Annotated in this window: 21 protein-coding genes; 15 read left to right on the top strand and 6 right to left on the bottom strand. The window is 67.8% G+C overall.

Going from position 1 to position 23,233, the window contains the following annotated elements:
* Positions 1-6 precede the first annotated feature (6 nt).
* Positions 7-888 carry a helix-turn-helix transcriptional regulator gene (locus M1247_RS12635; protein WP_317156683.1) on the bottom strand — a complete coding sequence of 294 codons (882 nt, stop codon included), beginning with the start codon at positions 886-888 and terminating at the stop codon, positions 7-9.
* 99 nt (positions 889-987) lie between these two features.
* On the opposite strand from M1247_RS12635, the gene M1247_RS12630 reads away from it, so the two are divergent.
* Together M1247_RS12630 and M1247_RS12625 are read left to right on the top strand one after the other, a co-directional pair.
* Positions 988-1,896, top strand: a complete 909-nt coding sequence (locus M1247_RS12630; protein WP_317156682.1) for an MBL fold metallo-hydrolase — start codon at positions 988-990, stop codon at positions 1,894-1,896.
* Positions 1,889-3,298 (top strand): carboxylesterase/lipase family protein, encoded by a 1,410-nt coding sequence (locus tag M1247_RS12625; protein WP_317156681.1) that lies wholly within the window; start codon positions 1,889-1,891, stop codon positions 3,296-3,298. The genes M1247_RS12630 and M1247_RS12625 overlap by 8 nt, the downstream gene beginning before the upstream one ends.
* Here M1247_RS12625 and M1247_RS12620 read toward each other — a convergent pair.
* Together M1247_RS12620 and M1247_RS12615 are read right to left on the bottom strand one after the other, a co-directional pair.
* Positions 3,282-4,097 carry a helix-turn-helix domain-containing protein gene (locus M1247_RS12620; protein ID WP_317156680.1) on the bottom strand — a complete coding sequence of 272 codons (816 nt, stop codon included), beginning with the start codon at positions 4,095-4,097 and terminating at the stop codon, positions 3,282-3,284. The genes M1247_RS12625 and M1247_RS12620 overlap by 17 nt on opposite strands.
* Entirely contained in the window at positions 4,094-4,717 is a 624-nt protein-coding gene (locus tag M1247_RS12615; protein ID WP_317156679.1) for a TetR/AcrR family transcriptional regulator, read from the bottom strand. Before M1247_RS12615 ends, M1247_RS12620 begins: the two co-directional genes overlap by 4 nt.
* Positions 4,718-4,793: 76 nt before the next feature.
* On the opposite strand from M1247_RS12615, the gene M1247_RS12610 reads away from it, so the two are divergent.
* Positions 4,794-5,687 carry an oxygenase MpaB family protein gene (locus M1247_RS12610; RefSeq protein WP_410506865.1) on the top strand — a complete coding sequence of 298 codons (894 nt, stop codon included), beginning with the start codon at positions 4,794-4,796 and terminating at the stop codon, positions 5,685-5,687.
* Here the strand turns inward: M1247_RS12610 and M1247_RS12605 are convergent.
* Both M1247_RS12605 and M1247_RS12600 read right to left on the bottom strand, forming a co-directional pair.
* On the bottom strand, positions 5,672-6,112 hold the full coding sequence (locus M1247_RS12605) for a type II toxin-antitoxin system VapC family toxin (protein ID WP_317156678.1): 441 nt from the start codon (positions 6,110-6,112) through the stop codon (positions 5,672-5,674). The two genes, M1247_RS12610 and M1247_RS12605, sit on opposite strands and share 16 nt — an antisense overlap.
* Positions 6,113-6,116: 4 nt before the next feature.
* A complete protein-coding gene (locus tag M1247_RS12600; RefSeq protein ID WP_317156677.1) occupies positions 6,117-6,374 on the bottom strand; it encodes a ribbon-helix-helix protein, CopG family in 258 nt (85 codons plus the stop codon).
* Between the two features lie 97 nt (positions 6,375-6,471).
* Between M1247_RS12600 and M1247_RS12595 the strand changes: the two genes are divergently transcribed.
* The 12 genes from M1247_RS12595 to eccE all read left to right on the top strand — a co-directional run bounded on the left by M1247_RS12595 (position 6,472) and on the right by eccE (position 22,067).
* Entirely contained in the window at positions 6,472-7,365 is an 894-nt protein-coding gene (locus tag M1247_RS12595; RefSeq protein WP_317156676.1) for a class I SAM-dependent methyltransferase, read from the top strand.
* 186 nt (positions 7,366-7,551) lie between these two features.
* Entirely contained in the window at positions 7,552-9,321 is a 1,770-nt protein-coding gene (gene eccA / locus M1247_RS12590) for a type VII secretion AAA-ATPase EccA (protein WP_317157026.1), read from the top strand.
* Positions 9,318-10,868, top strand: a complete 1,551-nt coding sequence (gene eccB, locus M1247_RS12585; protein ID WP_317156675.1) for a type VII secretion protein EccB — start codon at positions 9,318-9,320, stop codon at positions 10,866-10,868. The genes eccA and eccB overlap by 4 nt, the downstream gene beginning before the upstream one ends.
* A gap of 25 nt (positions 10,869-10,893) precedes the next feature.
* Positions 10,894-14,874 carry a type VII secretion protein EccCa gene (gene eccCa, locus M1247_RS12580; protein WP_317156674.1) on the top strand — a complete coding sequence of 1,327 codons (3,981 nt, stop codon included), beginning with the start codon at positions 10,894-10,896 and terminating at the stop codon, positions 14,872-14,874.
* A gap of 1 nt (position 14,875) precedes the next feature.
* Positions 14,876-15,184 (top strand): PE family protein, encoded by a 309-nt coding sequence (locus tag M1247_RS12575; RefSeq protein WP_317156673.1) that lies wholly within the window; start codon positions 14,876-14,878, stop codon positions 15,182-15,184.
* A gap of 1 nt (position 15,185) precedes the next feature.
* On the top strand, positions 15,186-16,763 hold the full coding sequence (locus tag M1247_RS12570) for a PPE family protein (protein ID WP_317156672.1): 1,578 nt from the start codon (positions 15,186-15,188) through the stop codon (positions 16,761-16,763).
* 49 nt (positions 16,764-16,812) lie between these two features.
* Positions 16,813-17,106, top strand: a complete 294-nt coding sequence (gene esxG / locus M1247_RS12565; RefSeq protein ID WP_317156671.1) for a type VII secretion system protein EsxG — start codon at positions 16,813-16,815, stop codon at positions 17,104-17,106.
* A gap of 27 nt (positions 17,107-17,133) precedes the next feature.
* Complete coding sequence (locus tag M1247_RS12560) at positions 17,134-17,421, top strand: WXG100 family type VII secretion target (RefSeq protein WP_317156670.1); 288 nt, start codon at positions 17,134-17,136, stop codon at positions 17,419-17,421.
* Between the two features lie 24 nt (positions 17,422-17,445).
* The gene (locus M1247_RS12555) at positions 17,446-18,315 is read left to right on the top strand and encodes an ESX secretion-associated protein EspG (protein ID WP_317156669.1); all 870 of its coding nucleotides are present in this window, start codon (positions 17,446-17,448) and stop codon (positions 18,313-18,315) included.
* A gap of 2 nt (positions 18,316-18,317) precedes the next feature.
* Complete coding sequence (gene eccD, locus M1247_RS12550; RefSeq protein ID WP_317156668.1) at positions 18,318-19,754, top strand: type VII secretion integral membrane protein EccD; 1,437 nt, start codon at positions 18,318-18,320, stop codon at positions 19,752-19,754.
* Between the two features lie 7 nt (positions 19,755-19,761).
* Entirely contained in the window at positions 19,762-21,141 is a 1,380-nt protein-coding gene (gene mycP, locus M1247_RS12545) for a type VII secretion-associated serine protease mycosin (protein WP_317156667.1), read from the top strand.
* Positions 21,138-22,067 (top strand): type VII secretion protein EccE, encoded by a 930-nt coding sequence (eccE, locus tag M1247_RS12540; protein ID WP_317156666.1) that lies wholly within the window; start codon positions 21,138-21,140, stop codon positions 22,065-22,067. Before mycP ends, eccE begins: the two co-directional genes overlap by 4 nt.
* Here eccE and M1247_RS12535 read toward each other — a convergent pair.
* Positions 22,023-23,231, bottom strand: coding sequence for an alpha/beta hydrolase family protein (locus M1247_RS12535; RefSeq protein WP_317156665.1), 1,209 nt, complete (start codon positions 23,229-23,231; stop codon positions 22,023-22,025). The genes eccE and M1247_RS12535 overlap by 45 nt on opposite strands.
* Positions 23,232-23,233: the final 2 nt, after the last annotated feature.

The following is a 23,233-nucleotide window of genomic DNA, read 5'->3' as shown; positions in this document are numbered from 1 at the left end:
GCTCCATCATGCGCGGCTGGTCTCGGTCCGGTCTTGGATATTTTTTCCCGCACTGGACTGGGCGAGCAGCGCCATCGTGTCCTCCGAGGGCGACCTCGCTGCGGTCGTGATCAGGCAGAGCGACTGTTCGGGGTCACGGGCGACCTTGAGGTTCTGCTGGGTGACAGTGAGAGAGCCGGCCAGGGGATGGCGCAGGTCATAGGTGTCGGCCTCACACGGCTTGACCCGATGATCTGCCCACAGCGTGACGAATTCCGGGCTCTTCATCGACAACTCGCCGATCAGCCCGGCCAGGAGCGCGTCTTCGGGATGCAGGCCTGCGACCAGGCGTAGGTTGCCGACCACCGCGCGTGCCTTGCGCTGCCAGTCCACGTACAGGTCGCGCGTGTGCGGGTCCAGAAAGATCAATCGGGCCAAGTTGGGGCGCTCGGCGGGGCGGTCGACCGAGCTGCGGTCGACATGTCCGCCCAGCAGCGCGTGGCCGAGTTCATTCCAGGCCAGCACATCGGTGCGGCGGCCGACGACCATGGCAGGCAGGTTGTCGAGAGAGCGCAAGAGGTCTCGCGTCAACCCGCTGACGCGTTCGACGGGAGGCCGTCGCGTCGGCTTCGGCCGCTGCGTGGCGAGTTCTCGAAGGTGCCGGCTCTCGTGGGCGTCCAATTGCAGGGCGTGGGCGAGCGCATCGAGGATGGCCTCCGACGCATTCACCGACTGTCCCTGCTCCAGGCGCGTGTAATAGGACACGCTCACCCCGGCCAGTTGGGCGAGTTCCTCGCGTCGCAGGCCTGTCACCCGCCGTCGCTCGCCATACTGCGGCAGTCCGACATCCTGCGGGTTGAGCTGCGCACGACGCGCCCGTAGGAATTCACCAAGCTGTCCAGAGGCCATACCCCACTATGCGCCCGGGGCACCGGAGTTGCCTGACCCTGCCAGGGATAGGCAGCAGCGGGTCTGGTTGATTGCCGCGCCGGTCCGCAGGCTGGGTCCATGAACGAGATCACGTTGGGTGACGTCACGATCACCCGGGTCATGGAGTACTACGGCTCCGTCAGGATGTCGCCGGAAACGTTCTTCCCGGACAGCCCCGACGGCGCCTGGCAGCACAACGAAGACTGGCTCGCACCGGATTTCTTCGATCCGGCTGCCAACATCTGTGTGTCGGCCATCCAGACCTGGCTGCTCCGCAGTGAAGGCAAAACCATCCTGGTCGACACCGGTGTGGGCAATCACAAGGAACGCCCGCACACACCGGTGTGGCACCATCTGGACACCGACTACCTCGACAACCTTGCCAGGGCCGGGGTGAGACCCGAAGATGTCGATCTGGTGATCAATACCCACCTGCACGTCGACCATGTCGGCTGGAACACCACGCTGGACGATGGCGCGTGGGTGCCGACGTTTCCCAACGCCACCTACCTGATGCCGCGGGCGGACTTCGACTTCTGGAACCCGGTCAACCGGAGGCACTCGAACCCCGTACAGTACGACGTCTTCACCGACAGCGTCGCGCCGATTCATGCTGCCGGACAGACACTGCTGTGGGACAACAGCTTTCAGGTTGATGCCAACCTCAGGCTGGAACTGGCTCCCGGTCATACGCCAGGGTCGTCCGTGGTGAGGTTGGAGTCCGGCACGGATCGCGTGGTGTTCGTCGGCGATATGTTGCACACCCCGCTGCAGTTCGTCGAACCCGACACCAACAGTTGCTTCTGTGAGGATCCCGCTCAGGCGCGGGCCACGCGGCGCCGGGTGCTGGGGCAGGCCGCCGATACGAACACGCTGGTGTTTCCGGCCCATCTCGGCGGTCATGGCGGCGCCGAGGTGATGCGTGAAGGTGATCGGTTCGCCATCAAGGAGTGGGCGCCCTTTGAGCGGATGACAGCCGATGCGTGATCCGATCGTCGTCACCGCGCAAGGCGCTGTGCGTGGGACGCATACCACCGATGCCGACGTCTATCTCGCGATTCCCTATGCGGCACCGCCGACCGGCGCGGGCCGGTTCGCCGCACCCCGGTCACACGAGCCGTGGCAGGGCGTACGCGATGCCACGCAACCCGGCCCGACCGCGCCGCAACAACGGCGGGACGGTTTCGGACTCCTGGACATGTCGCCGTTCTTCGGGCCCGGCTGGATTCCCGGTCCCGACTATCTGACGGTCAACGTGTGGGCCCCGCCCGGTGGGGAACGGCAGCCGGTGATGCTGTTCGTGCACGGCGGTGGCTTCGTCTCGGGTTCGCCCTTCTCGCCGCTGTATGACGGAACGGCTTTCGCCCGCGACGGCGTGGTTCTGGTGACGGTCACCTACCGGTTGGGAATCCCGGGCTTTCTCGATGTGCCCGGGGCACCGGCCAACCGTGGGCTGCTCGACGTGCTGGCCGCACTGCGGTGGGTGCAGGCCAACATCGCCGCATTCGGCGGTGATCCGGGCAATGTCACCCTGTTCGGCCAGTCCGCTGGTGCGACCATCACCGCAGGAATCCTCGCCACACCCGGCGTACAGAGCGTGATGAGGCGCGCAATCATGCAGAGTGGCAACGGTTTGGGCGCCTTCTCCCCGCAGCAGGCGGGTCGGGTCACCGCGGCGGCGGCCACGGAGCTCGGGATCGCGCCCACCGTCGAGGGATTCGCCGGGCTCTCCGAGGAACGCCTGATCGACGTGGTCCCGAAGCTGGCAGGCCTGGATCTGCGGACCGACGACCGGTTCGACCCGTTGGTGGGGCTCAGCCCGTTCAGCCTCGTCGCGGAACGTCAACCGGCACAGTCGGTCAACCCGGCCGTCGGCCTGCTCATCGGGACGACCAGCGAAGAGGGCAACCTCTACCTGGCCCCACAGGGCCGGCTCGACGACTCGACGTCGGCGGATGTCCATGACCTTGCCGTGCGGGTGGACGCCGACCCGGCCGCGCTGGTGGACCGGTACCGGGCCCGTCACCCGGACGCCTCATGGGGCGAGTTGCGCTCGACGATCCTGGCCGACGCGTTGTTCCGAACCGGCACCGAGCGACTGGCCGACGCGCACACACAGCATGGTGAGACGCCCACTCACCGCTACCAGTTCGAATGGCGCTCAGGGGCATTGGACGGGCGACTCGGGGCGGCCCACTCGATGGAACTGCCGTTCGTGTTCGACCGTCTCGACCTGGACACGCTGCGCGGACCCCGCGCGCTGCTCGGTCCGGACCGGCCACCGGCCGCGTTGGCAGCGCAGATGCACAGCGCGTGGGTTCGGTACGCAGGCACCGGTGATCCGGGGTGGTCGCCGACGGTGACCCGCCGGTTCACCGGGTCGGACTGAGCCCGACATGACTGGGCAGCCACATGCGGCGTTGCGTGTAGTGAGTGGGTGTCAGCCCGGTGAATGACCGGAATTCCCGGACCAGATGGGCCTGGTCGAAGTAGCCGAGATCGGCGGCGATCGCGGCACCGTGGGTCGTGCCGGAATCCAGCCGTTGCAGGGCCGCCTGGAACCGTCGCACCCGGAGGTAGGCCTTGGGCGTCAGCCCGACCTCGGAGCGGAACAGCGCGATCAGGCGCTTGGGGGAGAGTCCGGTCAGCTCGCAGGCATCGCGCACGCGCATCGACGGCGCCCGCTCGGCCCCGTCCAGCACCGTGCGCACCTCCGGGTTGCACGGCCGTATCCGCGACAGCAGGAAGCCTTCCAACGCGGATATCCGGGCGGTCGCAGACGGGGCGGCGATCAACCGTTCGTGCAATGCCGTGCCACTGCGTCCCCAGATCTCGGTCAGCCCGACGCAGGAGTTCTCCAGCTCGGCCAGCGGAGTGACAAGGAAAGGCAGCGCGCCGCCGGGCCGGAAATGGATGGTCATGACGGTCTGCGCCGGATCGATCTGCGTGACGTACGAGACCTTGCCCGCGCCGGCGACGAACGCGGGCGGGACGTCGAGCCGGGTGGTGCCGTCAGCGGCATAGAAGTCGACCCGCTGGCGGGGACTGAGATCGATGATGACGGTCACCGCTCCACGGGGCAGCGCTCGGCTGCGGTGGGTGACACCGTCGTCGCGCCCCCAGTAACCGAAGAAATCGATGTGGTCAGCGAGCGCGGGACTGGGCCGGAACAGGCTGGGGCCGGTCATTTCCGGCGGGTGGGCAGTTCGGCGAGCGTGTCGAGGATCGACCGCAACTGGTCGATGAGTTGTTCGGGGGTGAACCGGACCGTACCGGCCAACCAGGCGCTGATCGTCTGCGCCACCCCGCCGACGGCGAAGTGCGCTGTGGCCCTGATGTAGTCATTGTCCTGCAGCTGTAGTGTGTCGCCGGCGTGCCGGCCCAGCAGTAGCGCGAAGAAGGCGGTCGATTCGACGCGTTTGCGTGCGAGCACCTCGTTGGACAGCTCGGTGCTGAACAACAACCGACCGACCCGGGGATCCTCGGCGATGGTGTGCACGACATTGGCCATCGCGGCCCGGGTCTGCTCAGCTACCGGGACCGCGGCGACGGCGGCCTGGGTGGAGGCCGCGATGTCGGCGATCACCCAGTCGTATACCGCGGCGACGAAGTGGTTCTTGTCGGTGAAGCTCTCATAGAAGTAGCGCGCGGCCAGCCCGGCTTGCCCGCATACGGCCCGGACCGTGAGGTCGGCACCCTCGGCCCCCTCGGTGCCCAGCAGGTCGAACCCGGCCGTCAGCAACTGCGTGCGGCGCAGCGCCAAGCGGTCTGCCGCTTCGACGCCTCGATACGGGCGGACCGGTGTCACCTCAGTATCTTGACACCTGTCAGGCTGACAGGCCAATATCAGGAAACACACGTTTCCACTTTTGATAGGAGTGGCTATGACGGTCAGCGAACCGATCCGGCACGTCGAACGGGCGATGGCGGATCCCGGTGCCCCCGCAGAGCGCCGTAGGCGCGGCGCGAGCATCGACGACGGCCTGATGGGCGTGGCCCTGCTGGCCGGGCCCGCGAACGTGATCATGCAGCTCGCGCGCCCCGGCGTCGGCTACGGCGTGCTGGAGAGCCGGGTCGACAGCGGTCGCGTCGACCTGCACCCGGTCAAACGGGCGCGCACCACCTTCACGTATCTCGCCGTGGCGACCAGGGGCACCGACGCGCAGAAGGCGGCGTTCCGGCAGGCGGTCAACCAGGCGCACGCGCAGGTCTACTCCACCGATGAGAGTCCGGTGAAGTACAACGCCTTCGACAAGGACCTGCAGATGTGGGTCGCCGCGTGCCTCTACAAGGGCGGAGTGGACGTGTACCGGATGTTCATCGGCGAGATGGACGACGAGACGGCCGACCGCCACTACCGGGAGGGCATGACGCTGGGCACCACGCTGCAGGTGCCGCCGGAGATGTGGCCGGCCGACCGGGCCGCGTTCGACCGGTACTGGCAGGAGTCGCTGGAGCGCGTGCACATCGACGACACCGTGCGGGAGTACCTGTACCCGATCGCGGTGACCCGGCTGCGCGGCCTGACGCTGCCGGGAGGGCTGCAACGCTTCTCGGAAGGTGTCGCGGGGCTGATCACCACCGGATTCCTGCCCCAGCGGTTCCGTGACGAGATGCGGTTGCCGTGGGATCCCAAGCGCCAGCAGCGCTTCGACCGGTTGATCGGGGTGCTGCGGACCGTCAACAACCTCATGCCGTCGGTGCTGCGGCAGTTTCCGTTCAACGTGCTGTTGTGGGACCTGGATCGGCGGATCCGTAACGGTCAGCCATTGATCTGAGTGGTTGGTCTGATGTGCCGCACCGAGGTGAACCGAGCGAAATCACGGTCGAGTGTCACCACGTCGCAATGATGTTCGGCGGCGATCGCGGCAAGCACGGCGTCCGGGATGAGATCACCCGAGGCGTCCGCCTCGTCGCACAGCTTCTCCAATAGAGCGAGATGACGAGGGCCGGGCCCGATCGTCAAATGGTTGGGCTGCGCGCTGACGGCGGTGACGAACGAGAAGGCCTCATCCCGAGGTGAGGGAACCTCGAAGATTCGTCGGTTGGTCGCCAGGCGGAGGAACGAGCCCCATATCAGCGTCGGGACCGCGAACCTCTCATCGCTGTCGAGCATCTGGTCGAACCACGCCAGGACCGATTCGTGATCGGGATGGTCGCCACGATGTACGGCGAGCACGATGTTGACATCAAGGATCAGCATGGCCCTACCGGCGGGAGTTGAGTTCGGTGCCGTCGTCGAGAACTTCCTGGAGCGCCCGGTTCGACCGCAGGTCAATGCCCGGACGGGGCCCGGTGCCGCCGGTGAACACCGGAACTGCAGGCCGCGGTGCTGGATCCGCATCGGCTGACAGTTCGCGGCGCAGCGCGTCCTCGATCACGGAGCCGACGGTCTGACCCCGTTGCTGTGCGCGCCGCTTGGCCGCGGCCAGAAGTTCGTCGTCAATCGACACGGTGGTGCGCATGATGACCATGTTAGCGCATCACGTGCATCAGCGCCCCCTGTGTTCTGGGCTGGAGGGACACGGTGGGCTGTCAGTTTCGCGGCGTAGTCTCGCGCCCGTGCGAACCGATAATGACACCTGGGACATCACCACAAGCGTCGGCCAGACGGCGTTATTCGTAGCGGCCTCACGGGCTTTGGAAGCGCGGAAGCCGGACCCGCTGGCCGTCGACCCGTATGCGGAAGTGTTCTGCCGCGCGGTCGGCGGTGACTGGATCCAGGCGATCGACGGCGTGGCGCCGGAGCATCCGTTGCAAACCGAGTTCGGCGAGCACTTCGTGAACTTCCAGGGCGCCCGCACCAAGTACTTCGACGAGTACTTCCGCCGGGCCGGCGAGGCCGGGGTCCGCCAGATCGTATTGCTCGCAGCGGGCCTGGACTCGCGTGCGTACCGGTTGCCGTGGCAGGCGGGCACCGTTGTCTACGAACTGGACCAGCCCGACGTGCTCCAGTTCAAGCGCGAGGCGCTCGCGCAGGTCGGCGAGGAGCCGACCGCGGAGCGCCGCGAGGTCGCGGTCGACCTGCGCGACGACTGGATGGGCGCCTTGCGGGCAAACGGATTCGATCCGTCGAAGCCGTCGGCGTGGATAGCTGAAGGGCTGCTGATTTATTTGCCGGGAGACGCACAGGCCAGCTTGTTCGACGGTATCGACCAACTCGCCGCCCCCGGCAGCTTTGTGGCGGTCGAAGAGGCGGTCCCGATGGACCGTGAGCTGTTCGAGGCCAAGCGCGCCGAGGGGGTGGCCTCGGGTGAAGAGAACTCCTTCTTCTCGCTGGTCTACAACGAACAGCACGCCCCGGCGCAGGAATGGTTCTCCGGGCGCGGCTGGAGCGCCGAGGCGACCACGTTGCCGGCCTACCTCGAACGGGTGGGGAGGCCTGTTCCCGGTCCGGAATCCGAGGCGGGGCTGATGACGGCCACGATCAGTTTGGTCACCGCGCACAAATCGTGAGCTGATTCACCTTTCGTTCCGCCCAGGTGCCTCTCGACAGTTAAGTTATGCAATGCTAACTTCAGCGAAAGTTAGCTTAGCCATACATAAGGGAGAGAGACGGGGGCCTCAGTGCTCCCGTGCACGCATATGGGTAGTGACACGCTCGCGGCTCCGTCTCAAGGAGCACCCCGGCTCGACCGTGATGTGGTCAGCCGCTTTGCCACATGCTGTCGTGCGCTCGGACTGACGGTCAACGACCGGCAACGTCCGGCGGACCTGGCTGCCGCCCGGTCGGGGTTCGCTGGATTGACGCACATCGCGCATGACCACTGCGATGCCTGGATCGGGCGCGCGGCCGCGGGCGACGTCTCCGCGTCCGTCATCGACTCGGTGTGGCGCACCGTGGCCAGTGCCGGACTGTTGCAACGTCAGATCGATCTGGCGGCGGGCGACCTCGGGTTCAGTTTCGACACGGGGCTGTACCTGCAGTTCCGCGCGACCGAATCCGACGACTTCCAACTCGCCTACGCCGCGACGCGTACCGCGGCCGGTGAGCCGGCCGAGGCGGACGCACTGGTCGGCGAGGTGCTGGCCCGCAGGCCCGGCTGGCTCAACGCCCAGTGGCTCCGGGTGGCGATCAACTACCGCGCCGAGCGCTGGTCGGATGTGGTGCGGCTGCTCACCCCCGTGGTCACCGACGAGTCGTTGGACGCGATCACCGCGCACGCCGCCCGGGTCACCCTGGGAATCTCGCTGGCCCGGCTCGGGATGTTCGCGCCCGCGTTGTCCTATCTGGAAGACCCGTCCGGCCCGATCGCGGTGGCAGCCGTCGACGGCGCGCTGGCCAAGGCCCTCACCTTGCGTGGCCAGGGTGAGGACGACGACGCCAACGACGTGCTGCAGGATCTGTTCGCCGCGCACCCGGAGAACGCCCAGGTGGAAGAGGCCCTCTCGGACCCTTCGTTCGGGCTCGTCACCACCACCTCGGCGCGTATCGACGCCCGGACGAATCCGTGGGATGCCGAAACCGAGCCGTCCGAAGCCGAATTCGTCGACCCCGGCGCCAAGGAGCGTAAGGCGCACCTGCTCGTCGAGGCGGAAGCCGAACTGGCCGAGTTCATCGGCCTTGACGAAGTGAAATTCCAGGTCGCCCGCCTCAAGAGCTCGGTCGCCATGTCGATCCGGCGCCAGGAGCGCGGGCTGGCCGTGGCCCAGCGCACCAACCACCTGGTGTTCGCAGGCCCCCCGGGAACGGGTAAGACCACCATTGCCCGCGTCGTCGCCAAGATCTACTGCGGCCTCGGGCTTCTCAAGAAGGAAACCGTCCGCGAGGTACACCGCGCCGACCTGATCGGTCAGCACATCGGTGAGACCGAAGCCAAGACCAACGCGATCATCGACAGCGCACTGGACGGCGTGCTGTTCCTCGACGAGGCCTACGCGCTGGTGTCCACCGGCGCCAAGAACGACTTCGGTCTGGTGGCCATCGACACCCTGCTGGCCCGGATGGAGAACGACCGTGACCGGCTCGTGGTGATCGTCGCGGGCTACCGCAAGGACCTGGACATGTTCCTCGACACCAACGAAGGTCTGCGGTCCCGATTCACCCGCAGCATCGATTTCCCGTCCTACTCGTCGCCCGAACTCGTCGAGATCGCGGAGCGGATGGCCGAGAAACGCGACAGCACGTTCGAGAAGGCCGCCCACGACGATATGGAGAAACTGTTCGGTTATCTCGCCGAGGCGACCATGCCGGACACCAACGGCGTGCCACGACGCAGCCTCGACATCGCAGGCAACGGCCGGTTCGTCCGCAACCTGGTCGAACGTTCCGAGGAGGAGCGCGAGTACCGCCTCGATCATTCCGACAACGACGACTTCACCGACGAGGAGATGATGACGATCACCGCCGGTGACGTGACCAATTCGGCCGCCCCGCTGCTGCGCGGCCTGGGCTTGACGGTGCCCGCATGACCAATCCCGACGATCGTCGTTCCTTCACCTCTCGCACCCCGACGAACGAGAACCCCGATCAGGTGCATTACCGGCGAGGCTTCGTCACCCGCCACCAGGTGTCGGGCTGGCGGTTCGTCATGCGCCGGATCGCTTCCGGTGTGGCCCTGCACGACACCCGGATGCTGGTCGACCCGTTGCGGACACAGAGCCGTTCGGTGCTCACCGGCGCGTTGATCCTGATCACCGGATTGATCGGTTGCTTTGTGTTCTCCCTGTTCCGGCCGGGTGGCTCGGCGGGCGACGACGCGGTGCTGGCCGACCGCTCCACCGCGGCGCTCTACGTCCGGGTGGGCGAGCAGCTGCACCCGGTGCTCAACCTCACCTCGGCGCGCCTCGTCACCGGCAAGTCGGACAACCCGACCACAGTGAAGACCAGTGAGATCGACAAGTATCCGCGCGGAAACCTGCTCGGCATTCCCGGCGCCCCTGAGCGGATGGTGCAGAACACCGCTCAGGATGCGGATTGGACTGTGTGCGAAGCGGTTTCCGGCGCCAATGCCGGCGTGACAGTCATCGCGGGCCCCGCGACCGCCGGGGGCGAACGCGCGGTGCCGCTGGCACCCGACGAGGCCGTGCTGGTGCACAACAGCGGTGACGTGAACCCGGGCGCCTGGCTGCTCTGGGACGGCAGGCGCAGCCCGATCGATCTGGGCAACCGTGCCGTGACCGACGCCCTCGGCCTCGGTGCGAACATCCCCGCGCCGCGACCGATCGCCGCAGGCCTGTTCAACGCCGTCCCCGAGGCGCCCGCACTGGCCGCGCCCCCGATCGCCGAGGCAGGCGCGCCACCGCACTTCGAACTTCCGGTGCAGGCGCCGGTCGGCTCGGTGGTCGCCGCCTACGAGTCCGACAACACCATCCGCTACTACGCGGTGCTCGTCGACGGCCTGCAGCCGGTTTCGCCGGTGCTGGCGTCGATCCTGCGCAACACCGACTCCTACGGGCTGGACCAGCCGCCGCGACTGGGCGCCGACGAGGTGGCCAGGATGCCCGTTTCGCGCGCCATCGACACCGCGGCGTACCCGGCCGATCCGGTCAGCATCGTCGACGCGCCGGCCGACCCCATCACCTGTGCACGGTGGACCAAACCCGCTGATGCGACCCAGAGTTCGCTGAGCGTGCTCTCCGGTGCGACACTGCCCGTGCCCGAGGGTCTGCACACCGTCGGACTCGTCGGGGCGGGCAGCAACGGCGCCGCCAGCAGGGTCGCGATGACACCGGGTACCGGATATTTCGTGCAGACCGTCGGCGCCGAACCCGGCTCGCCGACCGCCGGATCGCTGTTCTGGGTGAGCGACACCGGTGTGCGCTACGGGATCGACACCAGCGGCGACGACAAGGTCATCGGCGCACTGGGTCTCACCGAACCCGCCGTCCCGATCCCGTGGTCCGTGCTGACGCAGTTCGCGGCCGGCCCGACCCTGTCCCGTGGCGATGCACTGGTTGCGCACGACGCCCTGTCGCCCGACTCGAATACTGCGCGCCTACAGGCGGCCCACCGATGAGCGCTTGCGCGAAGAGGACACAACAATGAGTAGGTTGATCTTCGAACACCAGCGTCGGCTCCCGCCGCCGACCACCCGCAAGGGCACCATCGCGATTGAACCGCCCCCGGAACTGCCGCGGATGGTGCCACCGTCGTTGCTTCGCCGGGTGCTCCCGTACCTGATCGTGATCCTGATCGTGGGCATGATCGTCGCCCTGTTCGCGACCGGCATGCGGATGATTTCACCGACCATGCTGTTCTTCCCGTTCGTGCTGCTGCTGGCCGCCACCGCGCTCTACCGCGGGGGCGACAACAAGATGCGCACCGAGGAGATCGACGCCGAGCGGGCCGACTATCTGCGCTACCTGTCCGTGGTCCGCGACAACGTGCGTGCCCATGCCGGCGAACAGCGTGCCGCCCTGGAGTGGTCACATCCGGCACCCGAGGCGCTGGCCACCATCCCCGGCACACGCAGACAATGGGAGCGCGATCCGCGGGATCAGGATTTCCTGGTGCTGCGGGCCGGCCTGCACGACACCCCGCTGAACGCCGCGCTGAAGGTCAAGGACACCGCCGACGAGATCGATCTGGAGCCGGTGTCGCACAGCACGCTTCGCGGTCTGCTCGACGTGCAGCGCATCGTGCGCGACGCGCCGACGGGTATCGACGTCACCAAACTCGCCCGCATCACGGTCATCGGCGAGGCCGAGGAAGTGCGAGACGCATTGCGCGCCTGGGTCACCCAGGCCGTGACCTGGCACGACCCGACCATGCTCGGCATCGCGCTGGCCACCCCCGAGGTCGACTCGGACGACTGGTCGTGGCTGAAATGGCTTCCGCACGTGGATGTTCCCGGTGAGGCCGACGGTGTGGGCCCGGCCAGGTACCTCACCACCGGCGTCGCCGAACTGCGCGAACAGCTGGAACCCGTGTTCGCCGACCGGCCGCCGTTCCCCGGCGAGGCCGATCAGGCGGCCAAGCATCTGCTGGTGCTGATCGACGACCCCGACGCCGACCCCGATGACATCGCGCGCAGGCCCGGCCTGGCGGGTGTGACCGTGATCCACCGCTCGGCGACGCTGCCGAACCGCGAACAGTATCCCGACCCCGAACGGCCCATCCTGCGGGTCGCCGAGGGCCGCATCGAGCGGTGGCAGGCCAGCGGATGGCAGCCCTACATCGATCACGCCGACGCGGTACCCGCGGCCGAGGCGGCGCACATCGCGCGACGGCTGTCACGGTGGGATTCCAACCCCGGCTACGTCCGAACCACCTCTACCGGCGGTGCTACGTTCACCACGCTGCTCGACATTCCCGACGCCTCCGCCCTTGACGTGGCCAGCCTCTGGGCGCCACGTACCCGCGATGAAGAACTGCGCGTGCCGATCGGCGTCACCGCCACCGGTGAGCCGCTGTACTTCGACCTGAAGGACGAAGCCGAGGGCGGCATGGGTCCGCACGGGCTGATGATCGGTATGACCGGCTCGGGTAAATCCCAGACCCTCATGTCGATCCTGCTGGCGCTGCTGACCACCCACTCCGCCGAACGGCTGATCGTGATCTACGCCGATTTCAAGGGTGAAGCAGGCGCCGACATCTTCCGCAACTTCCCGCAGGTCGTCGCGGTCATCTCGAACATGGCCGAGAAGCGTTCGCTGGCAGACCGGTTCGCCGACACCCTGCGCGGTGAGGTGTCCCGTCGCGAGCAGCTGCTCAAGGAAGCCGGCCGCCGGGTGCAGGGCAGCGCCTTCAACTCGGTCACCGAGTACGAGGGTGCTATCGCCGCCGGCCATGACCTTCCCCCGATCCCGACGCTGTTCGTCGTCGCCGACGAGTTCACCCTGATGCTGGCCGACCATCCGGAGTACGCCGAGCTGTTCGACTACGTTGCCCGCAAGGGCCGGTCGTTCCGCATCCACATCCTGTTCGCCTCACAGACCCTCGATGTCGGCCGGATCAAGGACATCGACAAGAACACGTCGTACCGGATCGGCCTGAAGGTGGCCAGCCCCAGCATCTCCCGTCAGATCATCGGGGTGGAGGATGCCTACCACATCGAGTCCGGCCGGGACCACAAGGGCGTGGGCTTCCTGGTGCCTGCGCCGGGCGCGGTGCCGGTCAAGTTCCGCAGCACCTACGTCGACGGAATCTATGACCCGCCACGGGTCGAGAAGACCATTGTGGTGCAGGCACTTCCGCAGCCACAGCTGTTCACCGCAGCGCGGGTGGAGCCCGAACCCGACACCGTCATCGTCAGCGGTGACTTCGACCGGGGCGAGGCCGCGGCGCTGCCGCCGCGCAAGCTGATCGCCACCGTCGGCGACCAGTTGGCGCAGTACGGCCCGCGGGCCCCGAAGCTGTGGCTGCCGCCGCTCGACGACGCGATCCCGCTGGTCGATGTGCTGACCCGGTCCGGGGTGGACGGCGGCCAGTTGCGCTGGCCACTCGGCGAAATCGACAAGCCGTTCGAGATGCGTCGCGATGCGCTGGTCTTCGACGCCAACTCGTCGGCGGCGAACGTGCTCATCCACGGTGGCCCGCGGTCAGGTAAATCGACTGCGCTGCAGACGTTCATGCTGTCGGCCGCGGCCATGCACGCGCCGCGCGAGGTCAGCTTCTACTGCCTGGATTACGGCGGCGGGCAACTGGCCGGGCTGAAGACACTGGCCCACGTCGGTAGCGTCGCGACGCCGCTGGAACCCGAGCGGATCCGCCGTACCTTCGGTGAGCTGGAACAACTGCTGCGGGCTCGTCAGCGGCAGGGCGCGGTGGACAACGGACAGCGTGGATCTACCCGTCGATACGACGACGGCTACGGCGAAGTGTTCCTGGTCATCGACAACCTCTACGCGTTCAGCCGGGACAACACCGACACCTTCAACACGCGTAACCCATTGTTGGCCAAGGTCACCGAACTGGTGAACAGCGGTATGGCCTACGGCATCCACGTGGTCATCACCACGCCCAACTGGCTTGAGGTGCCGCTGTCGATGCGTGACGGTCTGGGACTGCGGCTTGAGCTCAAGCTGCACGACTCGCACGACAGCATCGTGCGGGTGGTCGGGGCGCTGCGGCGTCCGGCCGACTCGGTGCCCGCCGATCAGCCCGGCCGCGGTCTGACCATGGCCGCCGAGCACTTCCTGGTCGCCGAGCCGAACCTCGACGACATCGCCGTGATCAACTCCCGCTACCCCGAGCTCAGCGCACCGCAGGTCCGGCTGTTGCCGACCAATCTGGCACCGGCTGCGCTGGCACCGCTGTACCCGGCGCCCGAAGAAGTCGTCATCGGGCAGCGCGAAGAGGACCTGGCACCGGTGTCGGTCGACTTCACGCAGAACCCGTTGCTCACGGTGTTCGGCGATGCGCGCTCGGGGAAGACGACGCTGCTGCGGCACATCATCAGGACCGTTCGGGAGAACTCCTCACCCGACCAGGTCGCGTTCACGGTGATCGACCGGCGTCTGCATCTTGTCGACGAGCCGTTGTTCCCCGACAACGAGTACACCGCCAACATCGACCGGGTGCTGCCCGCGATGCTGGGCCTCTCCGCGCTCATCGAAAAGCGCCGTCCGCCGGCAGGGTTGAGTCCGCGGGAACTCAGTGGATGGGGCTATACCGGCCACACCCACTACCTGATCATCGACGACGTGGACCAGATTCCGGATGGTCCGGCGATCAATGGGCCCTTCGCCGGGCAGCGGCCGTGGACCACGATCATCGGGCTGCTGGCCGAGGCCTCCGACCTCGGGTTGCGGGTCATTGTGACGGCTCGGGCGACCGGGTCGGCGCATGCGGTGATGACCGCACCGCTGCTGCGTCGCCTCAACGACCTGCAGGCGACCACGCTGATGTTGTCCGGCAACCCCGCCGACAGCGGCAAGATCCGCGGTCACCGGTTCGCACGGCTACCCGCCGGCCGCGGCATGTTGTTGGCAGACACCGATACACCTGAGTTCGTGCAACTGGTCAACCCGCTCGTGGGGGATGCGGCGCTGACCGCCAAGAACGGCAGAAAGGAATACTGACATGACATTACGAGTCGTTCCCGAGGGTCTGACCGCAGCCAGTTCGGCGGTCGAGGCGTTGGCCGCGCGGTTGGCAGCCGCCCACGCCGCCGCGGCGCCGCTGATGTCAGCCGTGGTTCCGCCTGCGGCAGACCCTGTTTCGCTGCAAACCGCAGTCGGATTCAGTGCGCACGGCGCTCAGCACAACGCGCTGGCCGCCCACGGTGTGGAGGAACTCGGTCGTGCCGGGGTGGGCATCGGCGAATCCGGCGCCAGCTACACCACCGGTGACGCGCAGGCCGCGTCGTCCTACCTGATCGCGCGCGGCTGAGATGACCGCCCCCATCTGGATGGCTCTGCCGCCCGAGGTGCATTCGACGCTGATCAGCAGCGGTCCGGGTCCCGGGCCGCTGCTGGCCGCCGCGGGGGCGTGGCAGTCGTTGAGCGTCGAATATGCCTCCGCCGCAGCCGAACTGACCAGCCTGATGGGTGCGGTCCAGGCGGGCTCGTGGGAAGGCCCGAGCTCCGAGCAGTATGTCGCCGCGCACGGGCCCTACCTGGCCTGGCTGGCCCAGTCCAGCGCGAGCAGTGCCGCCACGGCAGTCCAGCACGAGACAGCGGCAGCCGCGTACACCACCGCGCTGGCCGCCATGCCGACGTTGCCGGAACTGGCCCTCAATCACATGATGAACGCGGTGCTGGTGTCGACGAATTTCTTCGGCATCAACACGATTCCGATCGCGGTCAACGAGGCTGACTACGTCCGGATGTGGATCCAGGCGGCCACCACCATGAGCACCTATCAGGCGGTGGCGGGGGCGTCGGTGGCGGCCGCACCCACGAGTGCACCGGCACCATTCCTGCTCAAGCCGGGCGTAGGCGAAGCAGGCAGCGCCATGGCCTCGTTCTCGCAGCTGACCACGCAGGGCCAGGCCGCCGAATCCGGTTCGGCCATGGACAGTTCGAACGCCATCGCCGACTGGCTCGAGCAGTATCTGAAGAATGTCCCCGGCGGGCAGGACATCATCGATTTCCTCAAGGACCCCATCGGAAACTTCGGGAAGCTGATCAACGACTTCCTGACCAATCCGGGTCAGGCACTGGTGACCTGGGGGCCGTTCCTCTTCGCGGTCGCCTACCAGGTGTTCTTCAATCTGGTCGGCTGGCCGACCTGGGCGATGATCCTGGCGTCGCCGTTCCTGATCCCGGTACTCATCCCGCTGGGGATCGCCGGGCTGGTGATGATCATCGACAAGGTGCAACCACCCGCGGAGGTCGCGCCGGAAGAGGCACCGCAGGAAGTCGTTTCCCAGCCCCGATCCGACCAGCCGAGCTTTCCGGTGGCGAGCATTGCGCCTGCAGGCGTGCCCGCCCCTTCCGCGGCGGCACCGGCACCCGGGGCACCGGCATCCGCGGCCCCGGCAGCACCGGCCGTACCGGCTCCCGCAACGTTCGTGCCTTACGCCGTCGGCGGCCACGACCCGGGGGAGGGTTTCACCCCCACCCTGCGCGACAAGACGTCAGCCCAGGCGCCGGCGTCAGGCATCTCGGCGGCGGCGTCGGCCTCTGCTGCCGCGGCGGCAGCGGCTCGGCGCAAGCGCCGGCGCAAACGCGGAGCCGAGGTGCATGAGCGTGGCTACGCCGACGCGTACATGGATTACGAGGATCCCGATCCTGATTCCGCACCGGAAGCCGAGCCGCGTGTGTCCGCCTCCGAGCAGGGTGCGGGACCGATGGGCTTCAGCGGCACCGCCACCAGGCAGGAGAAGGAGGCGGCCGGGCTCACCACGCTGGGCGCCAACGAAACCTACGGCGCCGGCTTCGGCGAAGGCCCGGTCATGCCGATGCTGCCCGGCAGCTGGGACGCCGACGAGGCCCCTGGCGATCCGGAAGGGGGTCCTCGCAGCTGACCACACCACTGCCACACCGTCATTCGTCAACGAACCGAAAGGAAATCCCATGAGTATGTTGGACGCGCACATCCCGCAGCTGGTTGCCTCCGAGGCAGCCTTCGGCGCCAAGACCGCCCTGATGCGCAGCACGATCGCGCAGGCCGAGCAGGCAGCGATGTCCGCTCAGGCCTTCCACATGGGCGAGTCCTCGGCGGCGTTCCAGGCTGCGCATGCCCGCTTCGTCGAGGTTTCGGCCAAGGTCAACGCCCTGCTGGACATCGCACAGGTGAACCTCGGCGACGCCGCAAGCACCTACGTGGCCCAGGACGCCGCCGCGGCCAGCGCCTACACCTCCGTCTGACCGATCGAACAGGGATAAGGAGCTCTCATGTCTCAGATCATGTACAACTACCCGGCCATGCTCGCGCACGCCGGTGAAATGTCCAGCTACTCAGGCGCTCTGCACGCCGTCGGTGCCGACATCGCCGCCGAGCAGGCCGCGTTGGGCAGCGCCTGGCAGGGCGACACCGGCATGACCTACCAGGCCTGGCAGGCCCAGTGGAACCAGGCCATGGAAGAACTGGTGCGCGCCTACCGGGCGATGGCGAGCACTCACGAGATGAACACCATGTCGATGAATGCGCGCGACCAGGCCGAAGGCGCCAAGTGGGGCTAGGGTCGGGCTGCCACATCGGGCACAGTGGGCACTAACGCTGTTGAGCTGACCACCGAGCAGGCCTGGTACGTCGCCGACCTGCTGGGCGCCGGGGCGTTCCCGTGGGTGCTGGCCATCACGCCGCCCTACAGCAAACCGGCGCACCGGCAGGGTTTCGTCACCGAACGGACCGCCGAGCTCACCCGGATGGGTGTGCTACATCCCGGTGGTGAGGTCAATTCCGTGGTCGCCGAATGGATCCGGCTGATCTGTCGGCCGGCCCAGTGGCTGGACCTGCGCTTCGTGTCCGGCACGGGTGATCTGCTGCGGGGCATCGTCGCGCGAGGACCCGGCCGCACCGTGGTGGCGCTACGCAATGCGCAACTGGTGACCTTCACCGAGATGGACATCAGTCATCCGCACGCGTTGGTTCCGGTGCTGACCGCCGGGCTTTCGCAACGCAGGCCGGCGCGGTTCGATGAGTTTGCCATGCCGGCCCAGGCTGGTGCCCGGGCCGACGAACAGATCCGAAACGGCACCCCGCTGATCGAAGTGCTGGAATTCCTTGGGATTCCGCGTTCGGCGCGGCCGGTGGTGGAGTCAGTGTTCGACGGGCGGCGGACCTACGTCGAGATCGTGGCAGGCGAACATCGCGACGGTCACCGGGTCAGCACCGATGTCGGCGTCAGCATCGTCGACACCCCGGCCGGCCGGATCCTGGTGGCTCCGTCGAAAGCCTTCGACGGGGAATGGATTTCGACCTTCACCGCGGGAAGTGCCGACGCGATCGCCATGGCGGTCGAGCGGCTGACCGCAGCTCTGCCCGGCGGCCCCTGGTTCCCCGACCAGCCGCTCATCCGCGACTTCGACGAAGAAGCGGCACATCATCCCCAGAGAAGAACCCAGAAAGCATAGGAATGCCCGACAACACTGTGATGCCGATCGTCCGCGTGGCCGTCCTGGCCGCCGGAGACGATGGTGGCAGGCTGACCGAGATGGCGCTGCCATCCGGGCTGCCGTTACGCGAGATCCTGCCCGCGGTCCAACGCATCGCGCTGCCCGCCTCGGGCGAGCGGAGCGAAAGCGACGCAGCGGCCCGGGCCGCTGCCCCGGATCCGGTGCGGCTCAGCCTCGCCCCGGTCGGCGGCGCGGCATTCAGCCTGGATGCCACCCTCGACACGGTCGGGGTGGTCGACGGCGATCTGCTGGCCTTGCAGGCTGTTCCGGCCGGGCCCGCCGCGCCCCGCATCGTGGAGGACATTGCCGACGCCGCCGTCATCTTCTCGGCGGCCCGTCAACGGCCCTGGGGCCCTGCGCATATCGCCCGCATCGCCTCGATCGCGCTGATCGGGCTGATCCTGGTCGGCACCGGACTGGCTGTCGCGCACAGCGTGGCCACCAGCGAACTTCTCGGCCTGTTCGTGGTCAGTGGTATCGCCGTGGCCACCGTGATCGGCGCGCTGTCCACCCGGGGCCGTTCACCGGCGCTGGCGACCGCGCTTGCCGTGACCGCGCTGATCCCGGTCACAGCGGCGTTCGCGCTCGCGGTGCCGGGCGAATTCGGCGCCCCCAACGTGCTGCTCGCGGCTGCGGGCGTGACGGCGTGGGCGTTGATCAGCATGGCGAATTCGCCTGATGACCGCGGTATCGCGGTGTTCACCGCCGCGGCGGTGACCGGCGTCGGTGTGCTGCTGACCGCCGCTGTCGCGACGCTGTGGGAACTGTCGTCCGACGTGCTTGGCTGCATTCTGGTGTTGATCGGTCTGCTGGTGACGGTGCAGGCCGCGCAGTTGTCGGCGATGTGGGCGCGCTTCCCGCTGCCGGTGATCCCGGCCCCCGGTGACCCGACGCCGGCCCCGCGGTCGCTGTCGGTGCTCGAAGACCTACCGCGGCGGGTGCGGGTGAGCCAGTCGCATCAGACCGGGGTGATCGCCGCGGGAGTGCTGCTGGCAGTCACCGGATCGCTGGCGCTGGTCGGTTCGGCGACCGCATCGCCGTGGGCCTGGTACATCGTGGTGGCGGCCGCGGCAGGGGCCGCCCTGCGGGCCCGCGTGTGGGACTCGGCACCGTGCAAGGCGTGGCTGTCGGGTCACTCCTATCTGTTGACGCTCGTGCTGCTGGTGACCTTTGCGGTGGACGGCCGGTATCAGGCCGCGTGGTGGGCGCTGGCAGCGTTGGCCGCACTGGTGCTGGTGTGGGTCCTGGTGGCGCTCAACCCGGCGGTGGCCTCGCCCGACACCTACTCGCTGCCGATGCGTCGCCTGGTCGGCTTCCTGGCTGCCGCCCTCGACGCGTCCCTGATCCCGGTGATGGCGTTCCTGGTGGGACTTTTCACCCTGGTTCTCGACAGGTGATGCGTCGGTGAATCAGAAGACTCTGGGCGTCCTCGCGACGGCCGGTCTGGTAGCGCTGATCGGCTGTCCGTCGGCGGCCGCCATCAGCCCGCCGGAAGTCGATCCGCAGGTCGGGCCGCCCGCGGGCAGCACCGGTCCGGCTGTACCGATGGCACAGCGCAGCGACTGCGTCACCACCGGTGTGCTACCCGGCACCGACCCGGCCGCGGTCAATCCGAATCAGTTGGCGCTCAACCTGCCCGGTGCGTGGCAGCACAGCCGTGGGGAGGGGCAGAAAGTCGCGGTCATCGACACCGGTGTGCAACCGGGGCCACGGTTGCCCAACGTCGAACCCGGTGGTGACTTCATCGAGTCGACCGACGGACTCAGCGACTGCGACGGGCACGGTACATCCGTGGCAGGCCTGATCGCCGGTCAACCTGGGCCCGACGGCTTTTCCGGGGTGGCGCCGGCGGCCACGCTGATCTCCATCCGGCAGAACTCACCGCGGTTCTCCCCGCGGACCCCCGGTGCCGACGCGGCGGAAGCCCGTGCCGCCGCCGACGTGTCCAGCTTGGCCCGCGCTGTGGTGCGCGCAGCCGATATGGGTGCCCGGGTCATCAATATCTCGGTGGTGACGTGCCTGGCCGCCGACAAGAACATCGACCAGACCGAACTCGGTGCCGCGCTGCGGTATGCGGCGCTCGACAAGGACGCGGTGATCGTCGCTGCAGCGGGTAACAACCGTGGCGGTGTCAGTACCGGATCTGCGTGTGAGTCCAATCCGCTGTCCAGTGCTGCCACCCCCGATGATCCGCGCAACTGGGCGGGCGTCACCTCGGTGTCGATACCGTCGTGGTGGCAGCCCTACGTGCTGTCGGTCGGCTCGCTGACCGCCGAGGGGCAGCCCTCCGGCTTCACGATGTCCGGGCCCTGGGTGGGCATCTCGGCACCGGGAGAGAACGTTTCCTCGGTGAGCAATGCTCCCGGCGGCGGGCTGTCCAACGCGGTGCCGTCCGAACAGGACAAGCCGATGCCGCTGAGTGGCACCAGCTATGCGACTGCCTATGTGTCGGGCGTTGCGGCCCTGGTGCGCAGTAAGTTTCCCGACCTGAGCGCGCGGCAGGTGGTGCACCGGCTGATCACCACCGCCCAGGGGGCGGCACGCACACCGTCCAATCTCATCGGGTCCGGGGCGGTGGATCCGGTGGCGGCACTCACCTGGGACATCGCCGACATCCCGATGGACGGACCGCGAGCACCGGCAGGCAAACCGATTGCCGCGCCGGCCGAACCCGCACCGCGTGACAACACCCCGCGGAACATCGCTCTGGCCGGGACCGGAGCACTTGCGCTGGTGGCCCTGGCGGCCGCGATCGCATACCGACGGAAGGACAACACCACATGACCGCCCGCATCGCGTTGGCGTCCCTGTTCATCGTCGCGGCGGTGCTGGCCCGCCCGTGGCAGAGCATCGTCGAACGCTGGGTGCTCGGAGTCTCCGTCGCCGTCGTGCTGGTGCTGCTTGCGTGGTGGGGCGGATTGTTCTTCACCACCAGGGTGGGGCGCCGTATCGCAATGTGGCGACGTAACCACTCGAAAGCCCACGACCACACCGAGTCCGGCACCGACACGACCACAGTGGTACTGCGGGTGGATCCCGCAACGCCCGCGCAGGTGCCCGTCGCGGTGACCTACCTGAACCGCTACGGCATCCGCTGCGACAAGGTGCGCATCACCCACCGCGACGCCAACGGGACCCGTCGCAGCTGGATCAGTCTCACGGTGGCTGCCCGCGACAACCTCGATGCACTGCGCGCCCGCTCGCCACGGATACCGTTGCGCGACACCGCTGAAGTGGTGGGGCGCCGGATGGCCGACCATCTCCGGGAGCACGGCTGGACGGTCACCGTCGTCGACGGCGTGGACACCCCGGTGCCTGCCCCCGCGAAGGAGACCTGGCGGGCCATGTCGGACGAGTCCGGATTTGTCGCGGCCTACCGGGTGGCGGTCACCGACGACCTGGTTGACACTCTCGCCTCGATCCGTACCCTGCCGTCGTCGGAGGTCTGGACCGCGCTCGAATTCACCGGTGACCCAGCACATCCGGACCTGACGGTGGGTGCCGCCGTGCGCACCGAGGAACGGCCGGCGGCCAAGGGGCCGCGCAAGGGGCTGACCCCGGTACGCGGAAGACAGCGCCCGGCGCTGGAGGCACTGAACCCCCTTTCGGCGGCGCGAGTGGAAGGCAATGCGACTGCGCTGCCGCAGGCCCTGCTCACGCGGCTGTCAGTCGAACATGAAATCCCGCAGGAAGCGGGTCATCCGGCGTAGGTAGTCCGGCTGGCTCACATGTAGCAGGTGGTTACCGGGGAACCAGTGGAACGCGCAGCGATCCCAGTGCTCCCAGAGTATTTCGGCCTGTTGCGGTGGCGCCAGCCGGTCGCCCAGGCCGGTGATGATCAACCTGCGGTCCTTGGGTATCAGGGGCCGGTAGTTCAGCGGCGAGGTGTATCGCGTGGCCGCTGCCGACAGTTCGGGATCGGTCCCGGCGGCGAAGCGCTCCAACGCCACCAGCTTGTTGGCCGGGAACCATTCGTCGACAGTGCGGTCCGGGGTGACGACGGGCACGTTGGGGATCACCGCCTGAATCCGATCGTCCACGCCGGCCAACAGCGCCGAGGTGAAACCACCGAGCGAGATTCCGGTCAGGGCGATCCGGTCCACCCCGGTGTACTCCAGATAGTCGATCACGGAACGGAAATCATGCACGGCCTGCGCCATGCCCTCGGCGAACCCGGCGAAACCGTTGGCGAACAATCCGTATCCGCTGAACGGAGAAAACCTCTCCGCGCGACGACCGTGAAACGGCAGGGTGTACAACAGCACGTCGTACCCGGATCGGTAGAACCAGGGCATTGACAGGAACAGACCGTTCGCCAGATAGGGCGACCCCATGAACCCGTGGATCACGCACAACGTCGGGCGCGGGCCGTCGCTGTGCCGCCAATGCTGCGCGTGCACCACGTTGTTGCGGGTGAACCGTCGGCACTGTTCGCGCAGGGCGGGGTTGACCGCGGTGAAGCCACTGGCGAACCGGATGTTCTCGACGTGCCCGTGTGCCGTCCACTCGGCGATCGGGTTGGCCGGTCGGGAGGCGACGCGGGGCATCTCGGTCGGATCGGGGAACGACAACCGGGGGTCCTGCGCCGCCGCCAGCTCGGCGTAGAAACGCATGTGCCCGTGCTCGGCGCGGGACGCGGCCGGCCGCAGAACGGAACTCAGCGTCCTGGGCACCATGGATGCCGCCACCACCGAAGCCACCCCGGTGCGCAGCACGATGTCGGCGCCGGCCGAGGCGTCGACGATGGCGCGTTGCCGCAGCGTCAGGTCCCTCCGCCGCGGCAGACCGCCCGAACTCGCGTCTTTGCCCGGAACGTCGGGAACGGGGACGGGAGAATCGACCGGATCAGCTTGATCACCGTGAGACGACGCCACGA

This window comes from Mycobacterium appelbergii, from assembly GCF_032883035.1.
Lineage (GTDB): Bacteria > Actinomycetota > Actinomycetes > Mycobacteriales > Mycobacteriaceae > Mycobacterium > Mycobacterium appelbergii.
The sequence above is the reverse complement of the archived record's forward strand: the minus strand, read 5'-3'. Positions and strand labels throughout refer to the sequence as shown.